The sequence below is a fragment of the Pseudescherichia vulneris NBRC 102420 genome (genome assembly GCF_000759795.1).
Classification (GTDB): Bacteria; Pseudomonadota; Gammaproteobacteria; order Enterobacterales; family Enterobacteriaceae; genus Pseudescherichia; species Pseudescherichia vulneris.
In genome coordinates this window covers 275,485-301,579 of the sequence record NZ_BBMZ01000008.1, presented here as the reverse complement: position 1 = coordinate 301,579, position 26,095 = coordinate 275,485, and the positions used below count along the sequence as shown (strand labels likewise).

Sequence of the window (26,095 nt, the reverse complement as noted above, 5' to 3'; positions counted from 1 at the left end):
GATTAACGCACCTTCAGCGTAGCCAGGCCAATCAGGACCAGCATCAGCGAAATAACCCAGAAGCGCACGATCACGCGCGGCTCCGGCCAGCCTTTCAGTTCATAGTGGTGGTGAATCGGGGCCATACGGAAGATGCGCTGTCCGCGCAGCTTGAAGGAGCCCACCTGCAGAATGACCGACAGGGTCTCCACCACGAATACGCCGCCCATGATCACCAGCAGGAACTCCTGGCGCAGCAGCACGGCGATAATGCCCAGCGCGCCGCCCAGCGCCAGCGATCCGACGTCGCCCATGAAGACCTGCGCCGGATAGGTGTTAAACCAGAGGAAGCCCAGCCCTGCCCCGACGATAGCCGTACAGACGATCACCAGTTCACCCGCGTGACGCAGGTAAGGAATGTGCAGATAGCTGGCAAAGTTCATGTTGCCGGTTGCCCAGGCCACCAGCGCAAAGCCTGACGCCACCAGCACGGTAGGCATGATCGCCAGGCCGTCGAGGCCGTCGGTGAGGTTCACGGCGTTGCCGGTACCGACGATAACGAAGTAGGCCAGCAGGATATAGAGGATGCCCAGCTGCGGCATGACGTCTTTAAAGAACGGTACCACCAGCTGCGTGGCGGGCGTATCGTTCCCTACCAGATAGAGCGCAAACGAAACGCCCAGGGCGATGACCGACATCCAGAAGTATTTCCAGCGGGCGATAAGGCCTTTGGTATCTTTGCGCACCACCTTACGGTAGTCGTCGACAAAGCCGATGATGCCGTAGCCCACCAGCACCACCAGCACGCACCAGACGTAGGGGTTGGAGGGGTAAGCCCACAGAAGAACCGACACCACAATAGCGGTGAGGATCATGATCCCCCCCATCGTTGGGGTGCCGCGTTTGCTGAAGTGCGATTCCGGACCGTCGTTACGAACAACCTGGCCAAACGAGAGCTTTTGCAGGCGGGCGATCATGCGCGGCCCCATCCATAAAGAGATGAAGAGCGCGGTCAGCAGGCTGACAATGGCGCGAAACGTCAGATAGGAAAAGACGTTAAAGCCCGAATAATATTTGACCAAATGCTCGGCCAGCCAAACTAACATGTCCCGTTCTCCTGTAATGCGCGTACTACCTCTTCCATGGCAGCACTACGTGAACCTTTTACCAAAATGGTAATAATCTGCTGCTCTACAATCAGCGCCCTGAGGCGCGCAATCAGCGCAGCTTTATCGTTAAAATGTTCGCCAACGCCGCTGGCGACGGAGATAGCCTTGCTCTGCACGCCCACGCTCAGCACGCGATCGAGGCCGGAGGCTTTCGCCGCCTCGCCGACCTGCTGGTGGCACGCTTCGCTTTCATCGCCCAGCTCGGCCATATCACCCACCACCATCACCCGGTAGCCCGGCATTTCGGAGAGCACCTGCGCCGCAGCGGTCATCGAGCCGACGTTGGCGTTGTAGGAGTCGTCGAGCAGGAGCTGATTTTCCGCAAGCGGGATCGGGAACAGACGTCCCGGTACGGCCTTCAGCTTCGCCAGACCGGCTTTTACCGCGTCCAGCGGGGCACCTACCGCCATCGCCAGCGCCGTTGCGGCCAGCGCGTTAGCAATGTTGTGACGACCCGGCAGCGGCAGCAGCACTTCAATGTTGCCGGTCGGGGTTTGCAGCGTGAAGTGGGTCCCCTGCGACGTGACATGCACGTTGTTGGCGGTAAAGTCGCTGTTGGCAGCGTTCGGTGAGAAGCGCCAGATTTTGCGCCCGCCGATAATGCTCTGCCAGTTCAGCCAGTCGTTGTTGTCCGCGTTCATGATCGCCACGCCGTCGAGCGGCAGGCCGGTAAAGATTTCGCCCTTCGCCTTCGCCACGCCCGCCAGCGAGCCGAAGCCCTCCAGGTGCGCTGCCGCCAGGTTGTTGACCAGCGCCGCTTCCGGGCGGGTCAGGCTCACGGTCCAGGCAATTTCGCCCTGATGGTTAGCCCCCAGTTCGATCACCGCGTACTGGTGCGCTTTCGTCAGGCGTAGCAGTGTCATCGGCACGCCGATGTCATTATTTAGGTTGCCAGCGGTATAAAGCGTATTGCCGCACTCGCCAAGGATGGCGGCGGTCATCTCTTTCACCGAGGTTTTACCGGAGGAGCCGGTGAGCGCGACCACGCGGGTCGGCACCTGCTGGCGTACCCAGGCTCCAATCTCACCGAAGGCGAGACGGGTATCTTTCACCACCAGCTGGGGCAGATCGCAGTCGAGCTTACGGCTGACCAGTAGCGCGCCCGCGCCGCCCGCCTTCGCCTGCTCGGCAAAATCATGGGCGTCGAAGCGTTCACCTTTCAGGGCAACAAACAGGCAGCCCGGCGTCAGCTGGCGCGTATCGGTGGTGACGGCATCAATGGTCAGACTCTGGCCGTACAGCTCACCGTTCAGGATCTGGGCCAACTCGTTAAGGGTTACGCTAATCATGCCACCACTCCCAGCAGACGCGCGGCGGTGACGCGGTCGGAATAGTCAAGACGGCGGTTGCCGACAATCTGGTAATCTTCATGGCCCTTACCGGCCAGCAGCACGACGTCATTCTCTTTCGCCTGCATAATGGCGCTGGTCACCGCTTCGGCGCGGCCTTCGACCACTCGGGCGCGGCCAGCGTCGAGCATGCCGGCGAGAATATCGTTAATGATGGCGCGCGGCTCTTCAGTGCGCGGGTTGTCGTCGGTCACGACCGGTACGTCGGCAAACTCTTCGGCAATGGCGCCCATCAGCGGACGCTTGCCTTTATCGCGATCGCCGCCGCAGCCAAAGACGCACCACAGCTTGCCGGTGCAGTGCAGGCGCGCGGCCTGCAACGCTTTCTCCAGCGCGTCCGGGGTATGGGCATAATCCACCACCACCGTGGGTTTGCCCGGCGCACTAAAGACTTCCATGCGGCCGCATACCGGCTGCAGGCGCGACGCCGTCTTCAGCAGGTCGCTCAGCGGGAAGTCCAGCGCCAGCAGCGTGGCCAGGGCCAGCAGCAGGTTACTGACGTTAAACGCGCCCATCAGGCGGCTTTCAATCTCGCCTTCGCCCCAGGAGGAGGTGAAACGCACCGTCGCACCGCTGTCGTGATAGCTTACCGCCTCGGCTTTTAGCCAGCGGCCATGACAGTCCGGGTTGATGTGCCCTTCCATGGATACCGCTACGGCGTCCGGCAGGTTAGCCAGCCAGCGGCGGCCCACTTCGTCATCGGCGTTAACGATCGCCTCGCCGTAGTGGTGCGAAGAAAAGAGCAGCCATTTTGCCGATTCGTAGCCCGCCATATCCCCGTGGTAATCGAGGTGATCGCGGCTCAGGTTAGTAAAGACCGACGCCCGAAACTTCAGGGCAGCCACGCGGTGCTGCACCAGACCGTGGGAGGAGACCTCCATCGCGGCAAAGGTCGCCCCCTGCTCTGCCAGATCGGCCATCACGTGCTGAACGTCAATGGCGGAGCCGGTGGTGTTTTCGGTTGGGATCACCTTGCCCAGCAGGCCGTTGCCCACCGTACCCATTACGGCGCTGGTTTCGCCCAGCAGCTGAGCCCACTGCGCCAGCAGCTGGGTGGTGGTAGTTTTGCCGTTGGTGCCGGTGACGCCCACCAGGCTTAAGCGCTCGGCAGGCTCGTTGTAGAAGCGTCCGGCCAGCGCAGAGAGGCGCTCGTTAAGCTGGCTGAGATAGATAACCGGCACGCCGTGAACCTCGCGGATCTCACCGTCGGCAGCTTCGCCTTTCGCCTCCGCAATAATGGCCGCCACGCCCTGTGCTATCGCCTGCGGGATATACCGACGCCCGTCCGCCTGGTGGCCTACTACCGCCACAAAGAGATCGCCCGCTGCCGCCACGCGACTGTCGAGTGTCATTTCCCGCAAAGCTCGCGCAGGCAGATTCGATACCCACGGAGCGAGAAGGTCGCGCAAATTACGATCTGCCACCTGTTCCCTCGCCTTCATTAATCACAAATTCACTTTTTTCGCCCGTTGCTAACGCGTCCGGCTCGATGTTCATGGTACGCAGTACGCCGCCCATGATGGCGCCGAAGACCGGTGCGGAAACGGCACCACCGTAATATTTACCCGCCTGCGGATCGTTAATGACCACCACCAGCGCAAAACGCGGCTGGCTGGCTGGCGCAACGCCCGCGGTGTAAGCAATGTATTTGTTGATATAGCGCCCGTCCGGCCCGACCTTTTTCGCCGTACCGGTTTTAATGGCGATGCGATAGCCTTTGATGGCCGCCTTCACGCCGCCGCCGCCGGGCAATGCCACGCTCTCCATCATATGCACCACGGTACGAACGATGGATTCCGGGAAGATGCGCTCGCCCGGTACGGGGGGATCAACTTTGGTAATCGACAGCGGACGGTAGATGCCGTAGCTGCCAATCGTTGCGTAGACTCGCGCTAACTGTAACGGGGTTACCATTAGCCCATAGCCGAAAGAGAAGGTGGCCCTCTCTATGTCAGACCACCGTTGTTTTTGAGGATATAAGCCACTGCGTTCTCCGACCAACCCCAAATTGGTCGCTTTTCCCAATCCAAAACGCGAGTAAGTTTCTACCAGCGCTGAGGAGGGCATCGCTAACGCCAGCTTTGAAACACCGACGTTACTCGACTTCTGTAGTACCCCGGTCAGGGTCAATTCGCTGTAGCGCGCCACGTCTTTGATCTCGTGGCCGTTAATACGGTATGGCACGGTATTTAAGACGGTGTTCTCTCTGACCACGCCGCGCTGCAGAGCGGTCATTACCACCATCGGCTTCACGGTAGAGCCGGGTTCGAACACGTCGGTAATGGTACGGTTACGCATCACGTCTTTCTGCGTACCGCTGAGGTTATTCGGGTTATAGGAAGGACTGTTCGCCATCGCCAGCACTTCACCGGTGTTAACGTCTACCAGCACGGCGCTGCCGGACTCTGCTTTGTTAAAGGCCACGGCGTTGTTCAGTTCACGGTAGACCAGCGCCTGAAGGCGCTCGTCGATGCTCAGGGCGAGGTTGTGTGCCGCCTGGCTGTCGGTGGAGGAGATATCCTCAATAACGCGGCCATAGCGGTCTTTACGCACGATGCGCTCGCCGGGCTGGCCGGTGAGCCACTTATCGAAGCTCTTCTCAACGCCTTCAATACCCTGGCTATCAACGTTGGTAAAGCCAATGAGGTGAGCGGTTACTTCGCCAGAGGGATAGTAACGACGCGACTCTTCCCGCAGATGAATGCCGGGCAGCTTGAGTTTTTTAATGTAATCGCCAATGTCTGGGTTCACCTGGCGCGCCAGATAGATAAAGCGGCCTTTCGGGTTGGCATTCACGCGGGAGGCAAGCTGATCGAGCGGGAGATGCAGCGCATCCGCCAGCGCTTTCCAGCGGTTGTCGAGCGTAATGCCGCCAGCGTCATGCAGCTCTTTCGGATCGGCCCAGATTGCCTTCACCGGCACGCTCACCGCCAGCGGACGGCCGGAGCGGTCGGTGATCAGGCCGCGAGAGGTAGAGACCTCCTGCACGCGCAGCGAGCGCAGATCGCCCTGGCGCACCAACATATCCGGATTGATGACCTGTAACCATGCGACGCGCCCCAGCAGAAACGCCAGCGCCAGTAAAATACATCCGCAAAGCAACGCAAAACGCCAACTGACAAAGTTGGCCTGCTCTTCCTGACGTTTTGGTTTAAGCGTCTTCACCGCTGCTTTCATGCGTCGCGTAAGTCCTTATTTTTGTACTACTATATTTTCTTGTGAGGGATCAACATGCTGCAACTGCAGCTTCTCGGTCGCGACGCGTTCAACGCGGCTATGATCGCCGAGGGCATTCTCTTCAAGGATCAGGTTGCGCCACTCGATATCCAGCGCATCACGCTCCAGCACCAGCTGTTCACGCTGCGCCGTCAGCAGACGGGTATGGTGCGCGGTCGTAACGACCGTTACCGCCGTCACGATAATGCAGATGAACAGGCAGAGCGGCAGTTTGCCGAAACGCAAAAGATCGTCGGCGATCACGCCAGGCAAGGCATGGCGCTCGGTGTTTCCTAACGACCCTTTTACCTTACTGAGCGTCTCTGCCACCCTGCTGATCATGCGTTCGTCCTCTCTGCGATACGCAGCACTGAACTACGGGCGCGTGGATTCTCAGCCACCTCTTCTTCGCCCGGCATTAGCTTGCCTAAGGCGCGCAGATAGCGGCCGCCCAGCTTGTTGAGCTGCGCTTCGGTCATCGGCAACCCGGCGGGAACCTGCGGCCCACGGCTCTGCTCACGCATAAAGCGTTTTACAATGCGATCTTCCAGCGAGTGGAAGCTGATGATCGACAGCCGTCCCCCTGGAGCCAGCACGTCGAGGGAATTTTTTAGCGCCTGCTCTATCTCTTCCAGCTCACTGTTCACCCAAATGCGCACTGCCTGGAAGGTGCGGGTGGCGGGATGTTTATGCTTATCCTTCACCGGCATTGCCGCGGCAATCACGGAGGCCAGCTCTTTCGTGCGGGTCATCGGCTCGATGCGGTTACGCTCGACGATGGCGCGGGCAATACGTTTGCCAAAGCGCTCTTCACCAAAGGTTTTAATCACCCAGGCGATGTCGGCTTCGTCAGCGGTTTGTAACCATTCGGCGGCAGACTGGCCGCGGGTGGGATCCATACGCATGTCCAGCGGACCGTCGCGCATAAAGGAGAAGCCACGTTCAGGATCGTCAAGCTGTGGGGAGGAGACGCCAAGATCGAGCAGAATACCGTCGATTTTACCGGCGAGATCGCGCTCGCGAACGTAGTCCGCCAGCCCGGAAAAAGGCCCGTGTATAATGGTGAAGCGTGGATCGTCAATGGTTTTGGCGATAGCAATCGCCTCAGGATCGCGATCGATCGCCAGCAGTCGTCCCTCCGCCCCAAGTTGGGAGAGGATCAGGCGCGAGTGGCCACCGCGACCAAAAGTTCCATCTATGTAGATGCCGTCAGGACGAATGTTCAGACCGTTTACGGCCTCGTCCAGCAGTACCGTTGTGTGTTTAAAATTTTCCATCATCGTTATAGAGACAAATCCTGCAATCGCTCTGAAAGTGGTTCAGAGCCTGACTGCTCAGCGTCGATATCTTCCTTGACCCGTTGATACCAGGTCGTTTCATCCCACAGCTCAAACTTGTTGAACTGCCCGACCAGCATCACTTCTTTGTTCAGTCCGGCATGGTGCCGTAAAACGGGGGCAATCAGTAAGCGCCCCGCGCTATCCATCTGACATTCACTGGCATGTCCCAGCAGTAAACGCTGCACGCGTCGCTCTGCGGGATTCATGCTCGACAGACGCGATAATTTTTGCTCAATAATTTCCCATTCCGGGAGAGGATAAAGGAGCAGGCAGGCGTGATGGATGTCAATGGTACAGACCATCTGACCGGCAGCATGCTCGACAAGTTGTTCCCGGTAGCGAACAGGCACGGACAACCGACCTTTACTGTCGAGATTAACTAACGTTGCCCCACGGAACATGCCAGTTTCACCTCAAAATCAACCTTTCACCACTTTATCCCACAAATCCCCACCGAGGGAGTTTACGGAGCGGAGGAAAAGCTTGTCAAGCCAGCACTGAGGCTAACGAGTCCGAAAGAACCACGATTAATCGTGGACGGCAGGCCCGCACAAAATGTGCTCAACATGCGCTGCAAATTAACGTCATGAATATTTGCAAAAAAAATAATGCCTCCGCATGAGCCAGTGAAAGACCTCGGCCACGATACGGATTAAATATAAAGTGTCAGTTTGCGACGCGGGCAGCATTTTAAGCCATATTGTCAATGGTTAACAGCGACAGTTGCAGGCGGAGCGACGTCAGATGGGCTGTTACGAGCAGAAGTGAATTGTCATACTAAAGAAAAGGTCATTAATTCAGCAGCCCCCAGTTAGATGTAACAAAACAATACAAAATTAACGCGCCGTTACCTCCTTTCTCCCTAAAAAAAGGCGTTTTTAGAATAAGGCGAAATTTAAAAAATAGCGGCCTATGGATTTTAAGGATTAATCCGAACGTTAATTTACCTTAATACGCGAACGGACGTCATATATCTGGCGCGCGGTAGGCCGGGCAAGCGTAGCGCTGCCCGGCTTTTGCGGTTCGAAGGAGAATCAGATGCGATTTAGCACGCCGCGGCGGTAGAGGTTGCGCCGGATGCGGCTCAGGCCAGGCTTTGGCTTACGCGGCTCGTCGAGGCTGGCCAATACAATTTCCAGCACGCGCTCTGCGACATCGCGATGGCGCTGGGCCACGGCCAGTACCGGGCACTGCAAGAAGTCGAGCAGCTCGTGATCGCCAAAGGTGGCGATAGCCAGATTGGCAGGCAGATGACCATCGCGGCGCAGCGTCACATCCATCACCCCCTGCAGCAGGGCAAACGAGGTGGTAAACAGCGCCTGCGGCATCGGATTACTCTCCAGCCACTTGTCGAACAGCTGCGCGGCGGCTTCCCGCTCGTAGCTGTTGGCATAGAGGAAGCTGACCTCGCGCGGATCGTCTTTCCATGCGGTGCGGAAACCCTGCTCGCGCAAAAAGCTGACCGACAGCTCCGGCAGCGCCCCCAGATAGAGCACATTCTCTGCGGGGAACGTACGCAGCTCCGCCGCCAGCATCTCGGCATCATCCTGATCCGCACCCACCACGCTGGTGAAGTGCTCTCGATCTAACGCCCGGTCAAGGGCCACGATAGGGAATGAGTCATTGGCCCAGCGCTGGTAAAAGGGGTGCTCAGGTGGAAGTGACGTCGACACAATAATGGCATCAACCTGGCGCTGCAGGAGATGCTCAATGCAGCGCATTTCGTTATCCGGCTGGTCTTCCGAACAAGCAATCAAGAGCTGGTAGCCGCGCTGGCGCGCCTGCCGCTCAAGGTAGTTAGCAATGCGGGTATAGCTGGTATTTTCCAGATCGGGGATCACCAGACCAATCGATCGCGTGCGTCCTGCCCGCAGCCCGGCGGCTACCGCATTCGGATGGTAGTTATGCTCGCGTACGACGGCCATGACTTTTTCAACGGTTTTATCGCTGACGCGGTACTGCTTCGCTTTGCCGTTGATCACATAGCTTGCTGTGGTACGTGAGACGCCGGCAAGCCGGGCGATTTCATCCAGTTTCACAATTGCCTCTCAAAGAAAAAAGGATACTCCATAACCTTTTTTGGAATATAGGTTTAATTCCTTAACATCTAAACGCAGAATAGTCACTGCGGCAACCGCTTTCGATCAGCCTTCCGGCTGTTTTCGCAAAAAAAAACCCGACGGGATCCGCCGGGCTGCTCATTTTGCCGCTGCCTTCAACCTAACGCATGATTTTATCGCCGCGCGACAGACCCACCACGCCGGAGCGGGCGACCTCGACGATTTTCGCCACGTCGCGGATAGAGGCCAGAAACGCATCCAGCTTATCGCTGGTGCCGGCAAGCTGAACCGTGTAGATCGAAGGCGTCACATCAATGATCTGACCGCGGAAGATCTCCGCGTTACGCTTCACCTCTTCCCGGCCATAGCCGCTAGCCTGGATCTTCACCAGCATGATCTCGCGCTCGACGTGTGCCCCCTGCCCTAGCTCAGTGACGCGCAGCACGTCCACCAGCTTATGCAGCTGCTTCTCAATCTGCTCCAGCACTTTGGCATCGCCCACCGTCTGGATGGTCATACGCGAGAGGGTGGGATCGTCGGTCGGGGCCACGGTCAGGCTCTCGATGTTGTAACCACGCTGGGAGAAGAGGCCAATCACGCGCGACAGCGCACCCGATTCGTTCTCCAGTAACACAGATAATATCCGGCGCATAATCAGGTTCTCTCCGTTTTGCTTAACCACATCTCATCCATGCCGCCCCCACGGATCTGCATGGGATACACGTGTTCACTGCCGTCAACGGTGACATCGACAAAGACCAGCCGGCCATTTTTCACCTGCGTCAGGGCCTCGCTCAGCTTCGCCTCCAGCTCATCGGGGCGGGTAATGCGGATACCCACGTGGCCATAGGCTTCGGCCAGACGGGCAAAGTCCGGAAGGGATTGCATATAGGATTGTGAATGGCGACCGGAGTAGATCATATCCTGCCACTGCTTCACCATCCCGAGATAGCGGTTATTAAGGTTAAGCACCAGCACCGGCAGCTCATATTGCAGCGCTGTTGACAGCTCCTGAATGTTCATCTGGATACTGCCGTCACCGGTCACGCAGACCACCGTCTCCTCGGGCAGGGCCATTTTCACCCCCAGCGCCGCGGGCAGACCAAAGCCCATCGTGCCGAGACCGCCGGAGTTGATCCAGCGCCGGGGCTTATCGAAAGGATAATAGAGGGCGGCAAACATCTGGTGCTGGCCGACGTCAGAGGTCACGTAGGCATCGCCATCGGTCAGGCGCCAGATGGCTTCAATCACCGCCTGCGGCTTGATGCTCTCGCTTTGGGTGTCGTACTTCAGACACTGACGGGCGCGCCAGCCATCAATCGTCAGCCACCAGTCGCGAATATCGTCGAGGGGCTGCACGCTCTCTTCCTGGGCCAGCAGCTCCAGCATCTGCTCCAGTACCAGCCGGGCATCACCCACGATGGGCACATCCGCCGCCACCGTTTTCGAGATCGAGGTCGGGTCGATATCGATGTGCAGCACCGTGGCGTTCGGGCAGTACTTCATTAGATTGTTGGTGGTGCGATCGTCGAAACGCACGCCGACGGCAAAGATCACGTCGGAGTGGTGCATCGTCATGTTGGCTTCATAGGTGCCGTGCATCCCCAGCATCCCGAGCGCCTGACGATGGGTGGCGGGAAACGCGCCTAATCCCATTAATGACGAGACGACCGGCAGGTTCAGCTTCTCGGCCAGCTCGCGCAGCTGCTTGTCGCAGGCGGCATTGATCGCCCCACCCCCAACGTAAACCACCGGCTTTTTCGCGGCGATCAGCGTCTGCAGGGCGCGCTTGATCTGCCCCTTGTGGCCCTGCGTAGTGGGATTATACGAGCGCATGCTCACTGATTCCGGCCAGACATAGGGGAGCTTGTTAGCCGGGTTCATAATGTCTTTCGGCAGATCGACGACCACCGGGCCAGGACGGCCGGTAGAGGCCAGCCAGAACGCTTTTTTCAGCACGCCGGGGATATCTTCCGCCTGTTTAACCAGGAAGCTGTGCTTCACCACCGGGCGGGAGATCCCCACCATATCGCACTCTTGAAAGGCGTCGTAGCCAATCAGCGAGGTAGCAACCTGCCCGGAGAGCACCACCAATGGAATAGAGTCCATGTAGGCGGTAGCAATGCCGGTGATGGCATTGGTTGCGCCAGGCCCGGAGGTCACCAGCACCACGCCCACTTCGCCCGTGGCGCGCGCTAGCCCATCCGCCATATGGACCGCTGCCTGCTCATGCCGCACCAGCACATGCTCAATCCCGCCGACGGTATGCAGGGCGTCGTAGATATCAAGGACGGCCCCTCCAGGGTAACCAAAGACCTGCTTTACCCCCTGATCGATGAGCGATCGGACGACCATCTCGGCTCCAGACAACATCTCCATGACTTGCCTCCAGGCATTTGTTCATTGTCAGTTACCTTAACCGTTGATTCCGGGGCAGGCAATTAGCAAACGAGTAGCGCTATGGCAGTGAAAAAGAGGAAGCGGGAGGTGAATAAAAAGTTATTGGTGGATTCAACTACGATAGGGAAAGCTGATGATGCTTCATCATTTAAAACCGGCGACGTACAGCGATTCATCCATTTTTCGCCTGCTAGGAAGGCAGAGGCAAATAATAGATCAGTCAAAAATAGCGTAAATTAGGCTATGTGCAGCATAAACCGGATAGAAGCTATCCGGCTTTATCAATAGCTATACACGGCGGCAAACATCAATGAGCAACTCTTCCATCCACTGATGGCCTTTGTCGCGCCCAGCGGCCTCGTGCCATGACAGGAAGCAGGTCCGGCTATTACGCTTTAACGGCAGCGGCATAATTTGTAGCTCCAGGCTGTCGGCAAACTTTTCGCTTAACCAGCGCGGGGCAATACAGACAAGATGGGTTTGCGAGACGACATTAAGCACGCTAACCAGCGCCATGCCCTGATAGGCAATACGGCTCTGTTTATCCGGCGTGTCATACCACGGCTGGCTAAAAGAGGCATAGCGTTCAAGGGAAACGACCGCATGCTCTTCTATATATATATCTGACTCTTTTAACGGCGCATGGATCCGAGGATGATTTTTACTGGCTACCAGCACCATTTCGTCATTAAAAAGCGGCAGGCAAGAGAACTCTGGGCGCTTAAACTCCTCATAACCAATAACAAACCCGGTTTCCTGATAGCGAAGCTGGTGCTCAATATTTTTATCAAGCGCCGAGCTAAAAACTAAATGGATATTGGGCGCCTCTTTTTCAACCCGGTTATAGATAGTTGACGTCAGGTAGGTATCCAACGGACTGCAGATACAAATATGGAAAATGCGCTCGCTTTTTAGTGGGTCAAAGCCAGAGCCAGGGAGTTCATTCTGAATAAGCTGCAGTGCCTGGTGAATCGAGCCGAAGAGCTGATAGGCCCGTGCCGTAGGCTTGATACCGCGGCCATAGCGTGAGAAGAGATCGTCGTTAAACAGCACCTTTAGCCGAGCTACCGCATTGCTGACCGCCGGCTGCGACATGCCAAGATTACGCGCTGCGCGGGTGATATTTTGCTCCTGCATCACCGCATCAAAAACGGTTAATAAATTCAGATCGACCTGCCGGAGCTTCGATTTCATATCATAGGATACCGAGAGATATTCACTGTTGGCTTCTGACATTTTTGACTCCACTGTCATGCTAAACTCCTTTTGCTGGCAAGCGTCGCGCTTGGCTATAAATATGATTTATTAAGCATATAAATAAGCAAAAGCAGTATCGTATAATTTTTAAAAAAATACAGGGCAATTTTGGATAACTTCGCGAGAAAAACGTACGCGAGAAAAGCGCAGGTTACGCTGCGCTTTTTTATTGCACAACGCATACCCTTGGCGCTATGGGCGCAATGAAAACATAAACATCATGAATAACCAAAGCAATATATACTTAAAAGTAAATTCAGATTATCTAAAATCAACTAATTAATTATTGGTAAAATGAATGCCAATTGTTCCATTATTGTAAAATAACATATAAAAAAGAGATTATAAAAAAATTAAAACCAGCTAAATCAATTAAATAAACTCAACCTAATGAATGTGACAAAATATCTCTTTCTGTAAATGAAATATGTCTACAGGAAACCAGCCGAAAACGTATCAAATCAACCAATGAAAATGTTTTGTCCAGGCTGTGCTGAATAGCACAATAAACTAAGCCACCGATCACCCGCGCACCGTTTTTTCCGCCTCTGCTGTTGACATCACCTGCCATATCCAGTACCACTAAAAGCATATCGATTTCATCTGGAGCCTGACGCATGATTCGCAACGTTCGTATCGCCGGTCTACTACTACTAAACGCATCCTCATTGCGCGGTGGACTGGTGGGCGACAAACAGAGTTAAGTCAGCTTCCGGTTAAAACAGAGAACCCGCGCCAATGCGCGGGTTTTTTTATGCTCGTAGCACAAGGCGACTTCCGACAGACAAGGACCTAAACCATGAGCCAGCAGCACGTTACCATTTTCGATACCACCTTACGCGACGGTGAACAGGCGTTACAGGCGAGCCTGAGTGTAAAAGAGAAACTGCAGATTGCACTGGCGCTTGAGCGTATGGGCGTGGACGTGATGGAAGTAGGTTTTCCGGTCTCTTCCCCAGGCGATTTTGAGTCCGTACAGACCATCGCCCGCCAGGTGAAGAACAGCCGCGTCTGCGCCCTGGCGCGCTGCGTGGAAAAAGATATCGACGTGGCGGCAGAGTCGCTGAAGGTCGCCGAGGCCTTCCGCATCCATACCTTTATTGCTACCTCGCCAATGCATATCGCCACCAAGCTGCGCAGCACCCTGGACGAGGTGATCGAGCGCGCGGTCTATATGGTCAAGCGCGCACGTAACTATACCGACGATGTCGAGTTCTCCTGTGAAGATGCGGGCCGTACCCCTATTGCCGATCTGGCGCGGGTGGTTGAGGCAGCGATTAACGCCGGGGCGAAAACCATCAATATCCCTGATACCGTCGGCTACACCATGCCCTTCGAGTTCGCGAATATTATTACCGGCCTGTATGAGCACGTACCCAACATCGATAAAGCCATTATCTCTGTCCACACCCACGACGATTTAGGCCTCGCCGTCGGCAACGCCATCGCCGCCGTCCATGCCGGTGCGCGCCAGGTTGAAGGGGCGATGAACGGTATCGGCGAACGCGCCGGTAACTGCTCGCTGGAAGAGGTGATCATGGCGATTAAGGTCCGCAAGGACATCATGAACCTGCAAACCCGCATCAATCACCAGGAGATCTGGCGCACCAGCCAGGTGGTTAGCCAGATCTGCAACATGCCGATCCCGGCGAACAAGGCGATTGTTGGCACCGGCGCGTTTGCTCACTCCTCCGGTATTCACCAGGATGGCGTGCTGAAGAATCGTGAAAACTACGAAATTATGACCCCAGAGTCTATCGGCCTGAACCAAGTCCAGCTGAACCTGACCTCCCGCTCCGGTCGCGCGGCGGTAAAACACCGCATGGATGAGATGGGCTATAAAGAGAGCGACTACAGCCTGGATAATCTGTACGACGCCTTCCTGAAGCTGGCGGATAAGAAAGGCCAGGTCTTTGATTACGATCTGGAAGCGCTGGCCTTTATCAACAAGCAGCAGGAGGAGCCAGAGCACTTCCGTCTGGACTACTTCAGCGTGCAGTCCGGCTCCAACGATATCGCCACCGCCTCCGTGAAGCTGGCCTGCGGTGATGAAGTGAAAGCCGAAGCCGCTAACGGCAACGGCCCGGTGGACGCGGTGTATCAGGCGATCAATCGCATCACCAACTACAACATCGAACTGGTGAAATATGGCCTGAGCGCCAAGGGCCACGGTAAAGATGCCCTGGGCCAGGTAGATATCGTCGTCAACTATAACGGCCGCCGTTTCCACGGTATGGGCCTGACTACCGACATCGTGGAGTCCTCTGCCCGCGCGATGGTGCACGTGCTGAATAACATCTGGCGCGCCAATGAAGTCGAAAAAGAGCTGCAGCGCAAAGCCATAAAAGAAAACAACCAGGAAACCGTGTGATGTCTAAAAATTATCATATTGCAGTTTTGCCGGGCGACGGCATTGGCCCGGAAGTGATGGCGCAAGCCTTGAAAGTACTGGAAGCCATTCGTGCGCGTTTCTCCCTGCGCATTACCACCAGCCATTATGACGTGGGCGGTATTGCGATTGACCGCCACGGCAACCCGCTGCCGCAGGCGACCGTGGCTGGCTGCGAGCAGGCCGATGCGATCCTGTTCGGCTCGGTCGGTGGCCCGAAGTGGGAACACCTGCCCCCGGCCCAGCAGCCGGAGCGCGGCGCGCTGCTGCCGCTGCGTAAACACTTTAAGCTGTTCAGCAACCTGCGTCCGGCGAAGCTGTACCAGGGGCTGGAAGCCTTCTGCCCGCTGCGAGCAGACATTGCCGCTAACGGTTTTGATATTCTCTGCGTGCGCGAGCTGACCGGTGGGATCTACTTCGGCCAGCCGAAGGGCCGTGAAGGCAGCGGCCAGCATGAAAAAGCGTTTGATACCGAGGTCTATCACCGCTTCGAGATCGAGCGCATCGCCCGTATCGCCTTTGAGTCCGCACGCAAGCGCCGGAATAAAGTGACCTCTATCGATAAGGCCAACGTGCTGCAAACCTCCCTGCTGTGGCGCGAGATCGTTAACGACATCGCGAAAGAGTATCCGGACGTTGAGCTGGCGCATATGTACATCGACAACGCCACCATGCAGCTGATCAAGGATCCGTCCCAGTTCGACGTCCTGCTCTGCTCCAACCTGTTTGGCGACATCCTCTCTGACGAGTGCGCGATGATCACCGGCTCGATGGGGATGCTGCCCTCGGCCAGCCTCAACGAGCAGGGCTTTGGCCTGTACGAGCCGGCAGGCGGCTCGGCCCCGGACATCGCCGGGAAAAACATTGCTAACCCGATTGCCCAGATCCTCTCCCTGGCCCTGCTGCTGCGCTACAGCCTGAACGCCAACGATGCGGCGGACGCCATTGAAGCCGCGATTAACCGCGCGCTGGAAGAGGGAGTGCGTACCGGAGACCTGGCCCGCGGCAGCGCAGCGGTCAGTACTGATGAGATGGGTGACATTATTGCCCGCTACGTAGCGGAAGGGGTGTAATCATGGCCAAGAGTTTGTATGAGAAGTTGTTTGACGCCCACGTGGTCTATGAAGCGCCGAACGAAACCCCGCTGCTCTATATCGACAGGCATCTGGTGCATGAGGTGACCTCCCCGCAGGCGTTTGATGGCCTGCGCGCGCACCATCGCCCGGTGCGTCAGCCGGGTAAAACCTTCGCCACCATGGATCACAACGTCTCGACCCAGACGAAAGATATCAACGCCTCGGGCGAAATGGCGCGCATTCAGATGCAGGAGCTGATCAAGAACTGCAACGAGTTTGGCGTGGAGCTGTACGATCTGAATCACCCCTACCAGGGCATCGTCCACGTGATGGGGCCGGAGCAAGGGATCACCCTGCCGGGAATGACCATCGTCTGCGGCGACTCCCATACCGCCACTCACGGTGCCTTCGGCGCACTGGCCTTCGGGATCGGCACCTCGGAAGTTGAGCACGTATTGGCGACTCAAACCCTGAAGCAGGGCCGCGCCAAAACCATGAAGATTGAAGTACAGGGCCAGGCCGCACCGGGCATCACCGCCAAAGATATCGTACTGGCGATCATCGGCAAGACAGGCAGCGCGGGCGGTACCGGCCACGTGGTCGAGTTCTGCGGCGAAGCTATTCAGGCGCTGAGCATGGAGGGTCGGATGACCCTGTGCAACATGGCCATTGAGATGGGTGCTAAAGCGGGTATCGTCGCCCCTGACGAAACCACCTTTAACTATGTGCGAGGCCGTCTGCACGCGCCGAAGGGCACCGATTTCGATGAGGCGGTAGCCTACTGGAAGACGCTGAAAACTGACGAAGGCGCCACCTTTGACACCGTGGTCACGTTGCAGGCGTCAGAGATCGCCCCGCAGATCACCTGGGGAACTAACCCAGGCCAGGTCATCGCCGTCGGCGAAAACATTCCCGATCCGGCGTCGTTTGCCGATCCGGTTGAGCGCGCCAGCGCAGAGAAGGCGTTGGCCTATATGGGCCTGAAGCCGGGCATTCCGCTGACCGAGGTGAACATTGATAAGGTGTTCATTGGTTCCTGTACCAACTCGCGCATTGAAGACCTGCGCGCGGCGGCAGAGATCGCCAAAGGACGTAAGGTTGCGCCCGGCGTTCAGGCGCTGGTCGTGCCTGGCTCTGGCCCGGTGAAGGCCCAGGCAGAAGCAGAAGGTCTGGACAAGATCTTTATCGAGGCGGGCTTTGAGTGGCGCCTGCCGGGCTGCTCCATGTGCCTGGCGATGAACAACGATCGTCTGAACCCAGGCGAGCGCTGCGCCTCCACCAGCAACCGTAACTTTGAAGGTCGCCAGGGGCGCGGGGGACGCACCCACCTGGTCAGCCCGGCAATGGCCGCCGCGGCCGCCGTCACCGGCCACTTCGCCGATATTCGCAGTATCAAATAAGGAGACCACCATGGCAGAGAAATTTATCCAGCATACCGGCCTGGTTGTCCCTTTGGATGCCGCCAACGTTGATACCGATGCAATCATTCCGAAGCAGTTTTTACAGAAGGTTACGCGTACCGGCTTTGGGGCACATCTGTTTAACGACTGGCGTTTCCTCGACGACAAAGGCGAGCAGCCGAACCCGGCGTTCGTGCTGAACTTTCCGCAGTATAAAGGCGCCTCAATCCTGCTGGCGCGGGAGAACTTTGGCTGTGGCTCCTCGCGCGAGCACGCGCCATGGGCCCTGACCGACTACGGCTTTAAGGTGGTTATTGCCCCGAGCTTTGCCGATATCTTCTACGGCAACAGCTTTAACAACCAGCTGCTGCCGGTCACGCTGAGCGATGACGAAGTGGATGAGCTGTTTAGTCTGGTGCAGAGCAATCCCGGCATCTCCTTCGTGGTGGACCTGGAGGCGCAGAAGGTTATCGCCGGAGAGAAATCCTACAGCTTTAATATCGACGCGTTCCGCCGCCACTGCATGTTAAACGGCCTGGACAGCATTGGCCTGACGCTGCAGCACGAAGAGGCTATCTCCGCCTATGAACAGCAGCAGCCTGCCTTTATGAACTAATTTGCTTGCGGTTTTAGACACCATCAGCGGCGGGGAGCGATCCCCGCCGTTTTTTTATGCGTTGAATTCCTTAGCTTTCCTAAATTAATTAATGCTCGTTATAAAATAGTGTTGACGCGTATAGCCGATCGCGCCTATCATTTATCTATCGATCGTTAACTAATTAACGACCCCAGACAAAAATCAAGCTTAAGGAACACCCCATGAAATCGATTAAAACTCTTGTTGCCGCCGTTGCCCTCTCAACTCTCTCATTTGGTGCGTTTGCCCAGAGCGTCACTGCCAGCGGTACCACCATTGATGATGCCGAAGCGAAAATCGCCGTTCAGGCAGAGCAGGCCGGTGCGTCTTCCTATAAAATCACCGAAGCCAACGTCAACAACACCGTTCATATGACGGCTGAGCTGTACAAATAAGTCGTTAGATATCTTACCCGGCCTGCCATTTCGTAGGCCGGATAAGCGCAGCGCCATCCGGCGTTTATGCCCGGCGGCGCTACGCTTGCCGGGCCTACAGCCCCCTTGCGGCTACGTCAATCACACATCCTTCACCCGCATTGTCAGCCCCAGCGTCAGCAGTGATATCCCCGCGATAGCCCAGTAGACCATCCCATGGCCATAGCTTTGCGCCAGCGCCCCTTGAATGACCCCCGCTAAAATCACCCCGGTAGAGATACTGTTGGTAAACAGCGTGGTGGCCGCTCCTGCCCGTCCAGGCATCAGATCCTGAAACCAGAGCATGCCGATCCCGGCAACAATCCCAATAAACACCGCATTGAAGAGCTGTAACAGCAGCAGCGCATGCTCGGTATGAAAGAAGATCAGCCCGATGTAGAACAGCACGCCCGCCGCGACCGCCAGGGTCATCATCCGCCGCTTGCCGATACGTTTAACGTAGTACCCAGCAAGGATCATCGCCGGGATCTCCAGCCCGGCGGCGGTGCCCATCAGGATCCCCGCCAGTCGATCGGGCAGGCCGAGATCGCCGCTGATCCATAGCGGCATATCGATGATGTACATGGTATTGCAGGTCCACATCAGCGTGGAGGCGACAAACAGCTTGCGCACGTTGCCGTCGCGCCAGCCGCTTATCTGCGTGACCGCCACGTCCGCTGGCTGCTCCACCCTTGCCACCGAGGGCAGGATCAGCGCAATCAGCGCCAGGCTGATGATAAAGATCCCGGCAGCGATAGAGAACATGGCGGTGAAGCCGTAGTTTAGCGCCAGCATAAAGGCCAGCGGCGGACCGATCACCCACGCCAGCGAGAGCTGGGCGCGCATCACCGAGCTGAACATCACCACCTCGCGGGCGGAGCTATCAGCATACTCCCTGGCGAGAGCAAAGAGCTGCGGCATGGCGGTGTTGGCCAGCGAAGCCAGCAGCACGCCGCAGGTGATAAGCGTTAAGTAGTGGCGGTTAAAAGCGAACAGCAGCGCGTTGCCCACCGCCATCACACAGCAGAACATGATCAGCTTGCGACGATCGCCCTGGCTGTCGGATCGTTTCGCCAGCCACAGGCTGACGAGGATCCCGGCGATGGCGTTGACGGTGTAGAACAGCCCAACCCAGAACGGCTCGGCCCCCACTTCGCGGCTGAGAAAAAGGCTCAGCGTCGGCGCCTGTAGCGCTCCGGCGATGCCCATCATAAATGCGACGATCATAAACGCGGCGTAGACCCCGTTCAGCCGCCTTCCCATTGTCATCAGCCAGAGCATAAGCATCCTTTTAGCGTGTGAGAAAAGAAAAAAGCCAGCAGGATCATAGCTGCTGGCGTGGCGATAAGCACCAATACTCAGTCACACAAGATAAAAGCAGTTGGGCACCGCTTTCATCTGCAAGGATTATTGGCTTAATATAGGGAAAAATAAATTGCTGACTTTTCGCCGGGAGTTCCCCTTTTATGTCCTCTGGTCGTCTGCAACAACAGTTTATCCGCCTCTGGCAGTGCTGCAACGGCGCATCTCGGGAGACGACGCTGAACGAGCTGGCGGAGCAGCTAAGTTGTTCCCGCCGCCATATGCGTACCCTGCTTAACGCTATGCAGCAGCGCGGCTGGCTGACGTGGGAGGCGGAAGCCGGTCGCGGCAAACGCTCACGCCTTACCTTTCTCTATACCGGCCTTGCGCTCCAGCAGCAGCGGGCGGAGGATCTGCTGGATCAGGATCGCATCGATCAGCTGGTACAGCTGGTGGGCGATAAAAGCGCCGTACGGCAGATGCTGGTTTCGCACCTTGGCAGAAGCTTTCGTCAGGGACGGCATATTCTGCGCGTGCTCTACTACCGACCATTACGCAACCTGCTGCCCGGCACGGCCCTGCGCCGCTCGGAAACCCACATTGCCCGCCAGATCTTCAGCGCGCTAACGCGGATAAATGAGGAAAACGGGGAACTGGAGCCGGATATCGCCCACCACTGGAAACGTCTCTCCCCGCTGCACTGGCGTTTTTATCTGCGCCCCGGCATTCATTTTCACCACGGCCGCGAGCTGGAGATGAGCGACGTTATTACCTCCCTGCAGCGGGTTAACGCCCTGCCGCTCTACTCGCATATCACCGAGATCGTCTCCCCGACGCCCTGGACGCTGGATATCCATCTCTCCCAGCCCGATAGCTGGCTACCGTGGCTGCTGGGCCACGTGCAGTCGATGATCCTGCCCCAGGAGTGGCCGACCATGGAGAACTTTGCCAGCCTGCCGGTGGGCACCGGGCCGTACGCGGTCACGCTCAATAACAGCAACCAGCTGAAGATCCACGCCTTTGATGACTACTTTGGCTTTCGTGCGCTGATTGATGAGGTGAACGTCTGGGTGCTGCCCGACGTTAACGACGATCTGAGCGCGGGCCTGACGCTGGAGGGACCCGGTGGGGAGGAGAAAGCGGTTGAGAGCCGTCTTGAGGAGGGGTGCTACTACCTATTGTTTGACGCCCGCACTCGTCGTGGCGCCAGCCAGCAGGTGCGGGAGTGGGTGAGCCAGATCCTCTCCCCGGCGAGCCTGCTTTTTCACGCCGAGGAGCACCACCAGCGCTACTGGTTCCCGGCCTACGGCCTGCTGCCGCGCTGGCATCATACCCGGCCGGGCGGCAGTGAAAAGCCAGCCGGGCTGGAGTCGCTGACCCTGACCTACTACCGGGAACATATCGAACACCGGGTGCTGGCCCAGACCATGAGCGCCCTGCTGGCGGCGCATCAGGTGACACTGCATATTCAGGAGGTGGATTACGAGGAGTGGCACAGCGGCGACGCGGTGAGCGATATCTGGCTCAACAGCGCTAACTTTACCCTGCCGTTGGATTTCTCACTCTTCACCCACCTCTATGAGGTGCCGCTATTACAGAAGTGCATTCCCCGCGACTGGCAGGCGGATGCCACGCAGTGGCGGGCGGGCGAGATGAATTTAGCCGCCTGGTGCCAGCAACTGCTGGCGGGCAAGGCGATTGTGCCGCTGATCCACCACTGGCTGATGATCCAGGGGCAGCGCAGCATGCGCGGCCTGCGGATGAACACCCTCGGCTGGTTTGATTTTAAATCGGCATGGTTTGCGCCGCCGGACCCATAAGGCTTTCGGATTTCTTACATAATCACTACAATGAGGCCGTGCTCAACGGGGTGCTGCGCGATGCGTGTGCTGAGAAAATACCCGTCGAACCTGATCCGGATAACGCCGGCGAAGGGATTTGAGGCTGCTGCTCAAAATCCTTTGCCACTCTCTTTCTATTGAGGTGCAAAGTGTTAAAAAAATGTCTGCCGCTGCTGCTGCTTGTGGCCGCTCCCGTTTTTGCCGCCCCGGCTTCTGATAAACCCGTTCTCACCGTCTATACCTACGACTCGTTCGCTGCCGACTGGGGGCCAGGTCCTGCGGTGAAAAAAGCCTTTGAGGCCGACTGCAACTGCGAGCTGAAGATGGTGGCGCTGGAGGATGGCGTCTCGCTGCTCAACCGTCTGCGCATGGAGGGCAAAAACAGCAAGGCTGACGTGGTACTGGGCCTCGACAATAACCTGCTGGACGCCGCCAGCCAGACCGGCCTGTTTGCCAAAAGCGGCGTCGCGGCCGATGCCGTTAACGTCCCCGGCGGCTGGAAAAACGATACCTTTGTGCCCTTCGACTACGGCTACTTTGCCTTTGTCTATGACAAAAACAAGCTGAAAAACCCACCGAAGAGCCTGAAAGAGCTGGTAGAGAGCGACCAGAAGTGGCGGGTGATCTATCAGGATCCGCGCACCAGTACCCCAGGGCTGGGCCTGCTGCTGTGGATGCAAAAAGTCTACGGCGACGAAGCGCCTGAGGCATGGCAGAAGCTGGCGGCAAAAACCGTCACCGTCACCAAAGGCTGGAGCGAAGCCTACGGTCTGTTCCTGAAGGGCGAGAGCGATCTGGTCCTGAGCTACACCACCTCTCCGGCCTATCACCTGATCGAAGAGAAAAAGGATAACTACGCGGCAGCCGACTTCAGCGAAGGCCACTATCTGCAGGTCGAGGTAGCCGCTCGTACCGCGGCCAGCAAGCAGCCTGAGCTGGCGGAAAAGTTCCTCAAGTTTATGGTGAGCCCGGCGTTCCAGAACGCCATCCCAACTGGCAACTGGATGTACCCGGTAAGCAACGTGACGCTGCCCGCGGGCTTTGACTCGCTGACGAAGCCGAAGACCACCCTGGAGTTCACGCCGCAGCAGGTCTTCTCCCAACGCGCTGAGTGGATTAACACGTGGCTTCGCGCGACCAGCCGCTAATTCCCGGCTGGCTGCTGCCCGGCGCGGCCGCTGCTACCCTGCTGGTGGCGGTCGCGCTGGCGGCGTTTCTTGCCCTCTGGCTCAACGCACCGACCACCGACGTCTCGGCGCTATGGCACGATAGCTATCTGCGCCACGTGGTGGCCTTCTCCTTTGGCCAGGCGTTTCTCTCTGCCCTGCTCTCGGTGACGCCCGCTATTTTCCTGGCCCGCGCCCTCTATCGCCGCCGCTTTCCCGGACGGCTAATGCTGCTCCGCCTCTGCGCGATGACGCTGATCCTGCCGGTGCTGGTGGCGGTGTTTGGCATTCTCACCGTCTATGGCCGTCAGGGCTGGCTGGCCTCGCTGTGCGACTCGCTCGGCCTGGAGTGGGGATTTTCGCCCTACGGGCTGAGCGGCATTCTGCTGGCACACATCTTTTTTAACCTGCCGATGGCGACCCGCCTGCTGCTCCAGGCTCTGGAGCAGATCCCCGGCGAGCAGCGCCAGCTTGCCGCCCAGCTGGGGATGCGCGGTTTCGCCTTCTTCCGCTTCGTTGAGTGGCCGTGGCTACGACGGCAGATCCCCCCGGTGGCAGCGCTGATCTTTATGCTCTGCTTCGCCAGCTTCGCCACCGTGCTGTCGCTAGGCGGCGGCCCTAAGGCGACGACTATTGAGCTGGCGATCTACCAGGCCCTAAACTTCGACTACGATCCCGGCCGCGCCGCGCTGCTGGGGCTATTGCAGATGATCTGCTGCCTGGCGCTGGTTCTGCTGAGCCAGCGCCTGAGCAAGGCCATTCCGGTGGGCAGCAGCCAGATCCAGGGCTGGCGCGATCCCGAAGAGAGCTGGCGCGCCCAGCTGGGGGACGGCCTGCTGATTGGCCTGGCGCTGCTGCTCCTGCTGCCGCCCCTGCTGGCGGTGATCGTCGAGGGGATAAACCGTAATCTGCCCGAGGTGCTGGCCCAGCCGGTGCTGTGGCAGGCGGTGTGGACCTCTCTGCGCATTGCCCTGCTGGCCGGGCTGCTCTGCGTGATCCTCACCATGATGCTGCTCTGGAGCAGCCGCGAGCTGCGGGCGCGCGGACAGCTGCGCCGGGGCCAGGCGCTGGAGCTGAGCGGGATGCTGATCCTCGCCATGCCCGGCATCGTGCTGGCAACCGGCTTCTTTCTGCTGCTGAATAACTCGGTCGGCCTGCCCACCTCGGCGGATGGGATCGTGATCTTTACCAATGCCCTGATGGCCATCCCTTACGCCCAGAAGGTGCTCGATAACCCGATGCGGGACATTACCGCCCGCTATGGCCTGCTGTGCGAATCGTTGGGCATGCGCGGCTTTTCACGCCTGCGGGTGGTGGAGCTGCGGGCGCTGCGGCGGCCGCTGGCCCAGGCGCTGGCCTTCGCCTGCGTGCTCTCTATCGGCGACTTTGGGGTGGTAGCGCTGTTTGGCAACGAAGATTTTCGCACGCTGCCCTTCTATCTTTACCAGCAGATTGGCTCCTACCGCAGCCAGGACGGGGCGGTGACGGCGCTGATCCTGCTGGCGCTCTGCTTTGTTCTTTTTACCGTTATTGAAAAACTTCCGGGCCGCCATGCTAAAACTTACTGATGTCACCTGGCTCTACCAGCATCTGCCGATGCGCTTTACGCTCGCCGTCGAGGCGGGCGAGCAGATTGCCGTACTGGGACCCAGCGGCGCGGGGAAAAGCACGCTGCTCAACCTGATCGCCGGTTTTATCCAGCCGGTGAGCGGCACGATGATGATTGGCGAGCAGGAGCATACCGCTACGCCGCCGTCGCGCCGCCCGGTATCAATGCTGTTTCAGGAGAACAATCTGTTTACCCACCTGACGGTGCGGCAAAACATCGGCCTCGGCCTGCATCCCGGCCTGAAGCTTAATGTCGATCAGCAGCAGAAGCTGGCGGAGATTGCCGCCCAGATGGGGCTTGAGACGCTGCTCGACCGGCTGCCGGATCAGCTCTCCGGCGGTCAGCGGCAGCGGGTGGCGCTGGCGCGCTGTCTGGTACGGGAGCAGCCCATCCTGCTGCTGGATGAGCCGTTCTCGGCGCTCGATCCGGCTCTGCGTCAGGAGATGCTGGCCCTGGTGCAGAGCATTTGCCAGCGGCAAAACATCACCCTGCTAATGGTCTCCCACAGCATTGAGGATGCCGCGCGCATCGCCAGCCGGGCGCTGGTGGTGGCCGAGGGACGCATCGCCTGGGACGGCGCAACCGATGAGCTGGTCAGCGGTCGCGCCCCGGTTTCGGCGCTGCTGGGCATTGCACGTCAGTGACCGGTGACAACCTTACCCAGAATCGTTAAGTAGGTGGGCATCAGCGGATGACGGGCCACCGCCACGCAGGCGATAACCGCCACGCCAAGCAGCAACGGAGCAACCCACAGCAGCCGTCCGCGTGGCAGGTATTTTGTCAGCCGATCGCTGCCGGACCTGCCGCTGCGCCACAGCCGCCAGCAGAGCCACACCGCAATCCAGAGCAGCAGTGCCGCCCCCAGCAGCAGCCACTTAAACGCCCCGCTCTGCTCGTCGGCAGGAATATCGATCGCCGCCCCGGCGAGAATGCCCGGTAAAAAGTAGAACGGCGGCCACAGCAGGCAGCCGATCACGTTAGGCAGGATAAACTTGCTGACGGGAAGGTCGAGCATCCCGGCAACCATCGGCACCAGCGGGCGGGTTGGCCCAACAAAGCGGCCGACAAGGATGGTAAACATGCTGTGCTGGTGCAGGGCGTGCTCGGTTTTATCGAGCAGGGCCTTGTTCTTTTTCATAAACGACCAGCGGTGCAGCGGCTTCTTAAAGCGCCAACCGAGCCAGAAGGAGATCCAGTCTCCCAGCAGGCAGCCGACAATCCCAGCCAGCCAGGCATACCAGAAGTTCACCTCGCCGCTGCCGATCAGCGCTCCTAGCCCGGCCATCATCACCGTGCCGGGCAGGATCAGGCCCACCAGCGCCAGCGACTCCAGAAAAGCCACGAGGGCGATCGCAATGAGCGTATAGGTCGCTGATTGAGTAATAAAATGTTCCAGAAATGCCTGCATACGCTGTCCGTTTTAGTGACGAAGCAGGGATTCTCCTGAGCCGGTAGCGCCTCGTCAAGCCTGCAATTGTCCGATTAGTTTACT

At 58.1% G+C, this 26,095-nt stretch carries 24 protein-coding genes and 1 riboswitch; of the genes, 10 read left to right on the top strand and 14 right to left on the bottom strand.

From position 1 onward, the window contains the following. Positions 1–2: 2 nt before the first annotated feature. The 12 genes from mraY to EV102420_RS22290 all read right to left on the bottom strand — a co-directional run bounded on the left by mraY (position 3) and on the right by EV102420_RS22290 (position 13,389). On the bottom strand, positions 3–1,085 hold the full coding sequence (gene mraY, locus EV102420_RS07275; RefSeq protein ID WP_042390449.1) for a phospho-N-acetylmuramoyl-pentapeptide-transferase: 1,083 nt from the start codon (positions 1,083–1,085) through the stop codon (positions 3–5). Then, positions 1,079–2,437, bottom strand: a complete 1,359-nt coding sequence (murF, locus tag EV102420_RS07270) for a UDP-N-acetylmuramoyl-tripeptide--D-alanyl-D-alanine ligase (RefSeq protein WP_042390447.1) — start codon at positions 2,435–2,437, stop codon at positions 1,079–1,081. The genes mraY and murF overlap by 7 nt, the downstream gene beginning before the upstream one ends. Continuing rightward, on the bottom strand, positions 2,434–3,921 hold the full coding sequence (gene murE, locus EV102420_RS07265) for a UDP-N-acetylmuramoyl-L-alanyl-D-glutamate--2,6-diaminopimelate ligase (protein WP_042390446.1): 1,488 nt from the start codon (positions 3,919–3,921) through the stop codon (positions 2,434–2,436). The genes murF and murE overlap by 4 nt, the downstream gene beginning before the upstream one ends. Next, positions 3,908–5,674 (bottom strand): peptidoglycan glycosyltransferase FtsI, encoded by a 1,767-nt coding sequence (gene ftsI, locus EV102420_RS07260; RefSeq protein ID WP_042390443.1) that lies wholly within the window; start codon positions 5,672–5,674, stop codon positions 3,908–3,910. Before ftsI ends, murE begins: the two co-directional genes overlap by 14 nt. Positions 5,675–5,689: 15 nt before the next feature. After that, the gene (ftsL, locus tag EV102420_RS07255) at positions 5,690–6,055 is read right to left on the bottom strand and encodes a cell division protein FtsL (RefSeq protein ID WP_042390442.1); all 366 of its coding nucleotides are present in this window, start codon (positions 6,053–6,055) and stop codon (positions 5,690–5,692) included. Further along, the gene (gene rsmH, locus EV102420_RS07250; RefSeq protein WP_042390440.1) at positions 6,052–6,993 is read right to left on the bottom strand and encodes a 16S rRNA (cytosine(1402)-N(4))-methyltransferase RsmH; all 942 of its coding nucleotides are present in this window, start codon (positions 6,991–6,993) and stop codon (positions 6,052–6,054) included. The genes ftsL and rsmH overlap by 4 nt, the downstream gene beginning before the upstream one ends. A 2-nt stretch (positions 6,994–6,995) precedes the next feature. After that, positions 6,996–7,454, bottom strand: a complete 459-nt coding sequence (mraZ, locus tag EV102420_RS07245; RefSeq protein ID WP_042390438.1) for a division/cell wall cluster transcriptional repressor MraZ — start codon at positions 7,452–7,454, stop codon at positions 6,996–6,998. Positions 7,455–8,087: 633 nt separating this feature from the next. Then, on the bottom strand, positions 8,088–9,092 hold the full coding sequence (gene cra, locus EV102420_RS07240; RefSeq protein ID WP_042390436.1) for a catabolite repressor/activator: 1,005 nt from the start codon (positions 9,090–9,092) through the stop codon (positions 8,088–8,090). Positions 9,093–9,273: 181 nt separating this feature from the next. After that, positions 9,274–9,765 (bottom strand): acetolactate synthase small subunit, encoded by a 492-nt coding sequence (gene ilvN, locus EV102420_RS07235; RefSeq protein ID WP_042390433.1) that lies wholly within the window; start codon positions 9,763–9,765, stop codon positions 9,274–9,276. A 2-nt stretch (positions 9,766–9,767) separates the two neighbouring features. Further along, positions 9,768–11,492: an acetolactate synthase 3 large subunit gene (gene ilvI / locus EV102420_RS07230; RefSeq protein ID WP_042390432.1), complete on the bottom strand. Its 1,725-nt coding sequence runs from the start codon at positions 11,490–11,492 to the stop codon at positions 9,768–9,770. A 309-nt stretch (positions 11,493–11,801) separates the two neighbouring features. Continuing rightward, positions 11,802–12,767 carry a transcriptional regulator LeuO gene (gene leuO, locus EV102420_RS07225; protein WP_042390430.1) on the bottom strand — a complete coding sequence of 322 codons (966 nt, stop codon included), beginning with the start codon at positions 12,765–12,767 and terminating at the stop codon, positions 11,802–11,804. Between the two features lie 385 nt (positions 12,768–13,152). Further along, on the bottom strand, positions 13,153–13,389 hold the full coding sequence (locus EV102420_RS22290; protein ID WP_131405996.1) for a hypothetical protein: 237 nt from the start codon (positions 13,387–13,389) through the stop codon (positions 13,153–13,155). Between EV102420_RS22290 and leuL the strand changes: the two genes are divergently transcribed. The 6 genes from leuL to EV102420_RS07200 all read left to right on the top strand — a co-directional run bounded on the left by leuL (position 13,388) and on the right by EV102420_RS07200 (position 18,667). Continuing rightward, a complete protein-coding gene (gene leuL, locus EV102420_RS22860; RefSeq protein WP_103820724.1) occupies positions 13,388–13,474 on the top strand; it encodes a leu operon leader peptide in 87 nt (28 codons plus the stop codon). The genes EV102420_RS22290 and leuL overlap by 2 nt on opposite strands. 95 nt (positions 13,475–13,569) lie before the next feature. Continuing rightward, the gene (gene leuA, locus EV102420_RS07220) at positions 13,570–15,141 is read left to right on the top strand and encodes a 2-isopropylmalate synthase (RefSeq protein WP_042390428.1); all 1,572 of its coding nucleotides are present in this window, start codon (positions 13,570–13,572) and stop codon (positions 15,139–15,141) included. Continuing rightward, complete coding sequence (leuB, locus tag EV102420_RS07215; protein ID WP_042390427.1) at positions 15,141–16,232, top strand: 3-isopropylmalate dehydrogenase; 1,092 nt, start codon at positions 15,141–15,143, stop codon at positions 16,230–16,232. The genes leuA and leuB overlap by 1 nt, the downstream gene beginning before the upstream one ends. Before the next feature lie 2 nt (positions 16,233–16,234). Next, positions 16,235–17,635, top strand: coding sequence for a 3-isopropylmalate dehydratase large subunit (gene leuC / locus EV102420_RS07210; RefSeq protein ID WP_042390425.1), 1,401 nt, complete (start codon positions 16,235–16,237; stop codon positions 17,633–17,635). Between the two features lie 10 nt (positions 17,636–17,645). After that, positions 17,646–18,251, top strand: a complete 606-nt coding sequence (leuD, locus tag EV102420_RS07205) for a 3-isopropylmalate dehydratase small subunit (RefSeq protein ID WP_042390423.1) — start codon at positions 17,646–17,648, stop codon at positions 18,249–18,251. 203 nt (positions 18,252–18,454) lie between these two features. Further along, the gene (locus EV102420_RS07200; protein WP_042390421.1) at positions 18,455–18,667 is read left to right on the top strand and encodes a YdgH/BhsA/McbA-like domain containing protein; all 213 of its coding nucleotides are present in this window, start codon (positions 18,455–18,457) and stop codon (positions 18,665–18,667) included. Positions 18,668–18,787: 120 nt separating this feature from the next. On the opposite strand, the gene EV102420_RS07195 is transcribed toward EV102420_RS07200, so the two are convergent. Continuing rightward, positions 18,788–19,966: a sugar efflux transporter gene (locus EV102420_RS07195; protein WP_042390419.1), complete on the bottom strand. Its 1,179-nt coding sequence runs from the start codon at positions 19,964–19,966 to the stop codon at positions 18,788–18,790. 185 nt (positions 19,967–20,151) lie between these two features. Between EV102420_RS07195 and sgrR the strand changes: the two genes are divergently transcribed. The 4 genes from sgrR to thiQ all read left to right on the top strand — a co-directional run bounded on the left by sgrR (position 20,152) and on the right by thiQ (position 25,247). After that, on the top strand, positions 20,152–21,807 hold the full coding sequence (gene sgrR / locus EV102420_RS07190) for an HTH-type transcriptional regulator SgrR (RefSeq protein WP_042390417.1): 1,656 nt from the start codon (positions 20,152–20,154) through the stop codon (positions 21,805–21,807). Between the two features lie 36 nt (positions 21,808–21,843). Further along, positions 21,844–21,942, top strand: a riboswitch (TPP riboswitch). Positions 21,943–21,977: 35 nt separating this feature from the next. After that, positions 21,978–22,976 carry a thiamine ABC transporter substrate binding subunit gene (thiB, locus tag EV102420_RS07185; protein ID WP_042390415.1) on the top strand — a complete coding sequence of 333 codons (999 nt, stop codon included), beginning with the start codon at positions 21,978–21,980 and terminating at the stop codon, positions 22,974–22,976. Then, positions 22,952–24,562 carry a thiamine/thiamine pyrophosphate ABC transporter permease ThiP gene (gene thiP, locus EV102420_RS07180; protein ID WP_042390413.1) on the top strand — a complete coding sequence of 537 codons (1,611 nt, stop codon included), beginning with the start codon at positions 22,952–22,954 and terminating at the stop codon, positions 24,560–24,562. Before thiB ends, thiP begins: the two co-directional genes overlap by 25 nt. Beyond that, on the top strand, positions 24,546–25,247 hold the full coding sequence (gene thiQ, locus EV102420_RS07175) for a thiamine ABC transporter ATP-binding protein ThiQ (protein ID WP_042390411.1): 702 nt from the start codon (positions 24,546–24,548) through the stop codon (positions 25,245–25,247). The genes thiP and thiQ overlap by 17 nt, the downstream gene beginning before the upstream one ends. Here the strand turns inward: thiQ and EV102420_RS07170 are convergent. Continuing rightward, positions 25,241–26,011 carry a DedA family protein gene (locus EV102420_RS07170; RefSeq protein ID WP_042390410.1) on the bottom strand — a complete coding sequence of 257 codons (771 nt, stop codon included), beginning with the start codon at positions 26,009–26,011 and terminating at the stop codon, positions 25,241–25,243. The two genes, thiQ and EV102420_RS07170, sit on opposite strands and share 7 nt — an antisense overlap. Between the last annotated feature and the right edge of the window lie 84 nt (positions 26,012–26,095).

Coding starts and splice junctions, on each gene's coding strand:
- mraY (WP_042390449.1), bottom strand. CDS start 1,085: ATGTTAGTTTGGCTGGCCGAGCATTTGGTCAAATATTATTCGGGCTTT.
- murF (WP_042390447.1), bottom strand. CDS start 2,437: ATGATTAGCGTAACCCTTAACGAGTTGGCCCAGATCCTGAACGGTGAG.
- ftsI (WP_042390443.1), bottom strand. CDS start 5,674: ATGAAAGCAGCGGTGAAGACGCTTAAACCAAAACGTCAGGAAGAGCAG.
- ftsL (WP_042390442.1), bottom strand. CDS start 6,055: ATGATCAGCAGGGTGGCAGAGACGCTCAGTAAGGTAAAAGGGTCGTTA.
- rsmH (WP_042390440.1), bottom strand. CDS start 6,993: ATGATGGAAAATTTTAAACACACAACGGTACTGCTGGACGAGGCCGTA.
- mraZ (WP_042390438.1), bottom strand. CDS start 7,454: ATGTTCCGTGGGGCAACGTTAGTTAATCTCGACAGTAAAGGTCGGTTG.
- ilvN (WP_042390433.1), bottom strand. CDS start 9,765: ATGCGCCGGATATTATCTGTGTTACTGGAGAACGAATCGGGTGCGCTG.
- ilvI (WP_042390432.1), bottom strand. CDS start 11,492: ATGGAGATGTTGTCTGGAGCCGAGATGGTCGTCCGATCGCTCATCGAT.
- leuO (WP_042390430.1), bottom strand. CDS start 12,767: ATGACAGTGGAGTCAAAAATGTCAGAAGCCAACAGTGAATATCTCTCG.
- leuL (WP_103820724.1), top strand. CDS start 13,388: ATGATTCGCAACGTTCGTATCGCCGGTCTACTACTACTAAACGCATCC.
- EV102420_RS22290 (WP_131405996.1), bottom strand. CDS start 13,389: ATGCGTCAGGCTCCAGATGAAATCGATATGCTTTTAGTGGTACTGGAT.
- leuA (WP_042390428.1), top strand. CDS start 13,570: ATGAGCCAGCAGCACGTTACCATTTTCGATACCACCTTACGCGACGGT.
- leuB (WP_042390427.1), top strand. CDS start 15,141: ATGTCTAAAAATTATCATATTGCAGTTTTGCCGGGCGACGGCATTGGC.
- leuC (WP_042390425.1), top strand. CDS start 16,235: ATGGCCAAGAGTTTGTATGAGAAGTTGTTTGACGCCCACGTGGTCTAT.
- leuD (WP_042390423.1), top strand. CDS start 17,646: ATGGCAGAGAAATTTATCCAGCATACCGGCCTGGTTGTCCCTTTGGAT.
- EV102420_RS07200 (WP_042390421.1), top strand. CDS start 18,455: ATGAAATCGATTAAAACTCTTGTTGCCGCCGTTGCCCTCTCAACTCTC.
- EV102420_RS07195 (WP_042390419.1), bottom strand. CDS start 19,966: ATGCTCTGGCTGATGACAATGGGAAGGCGGCTGAACGGGGTCTACGCC.
- sgrR (WP_042390417.1), top strand. CDS start 20,152: ATGTCCTCTGGTCGTCTGCAACAACAGTTTATCCGCCTCTGGCAGTGC.
- thiQ (WP_042390411.1), top strand. CDS start 24,546: ATGCTAAAACTTACTGATGTCACCTGGCTCTACCAGCATCTGCCGATG.
- EV102420_RS07170 (WP_042390410.1), bottom strand. CDS start 26,011: ATGCAGGCATTTCTGGAACATTTTATTACTCAATCAGCGACCTATACG.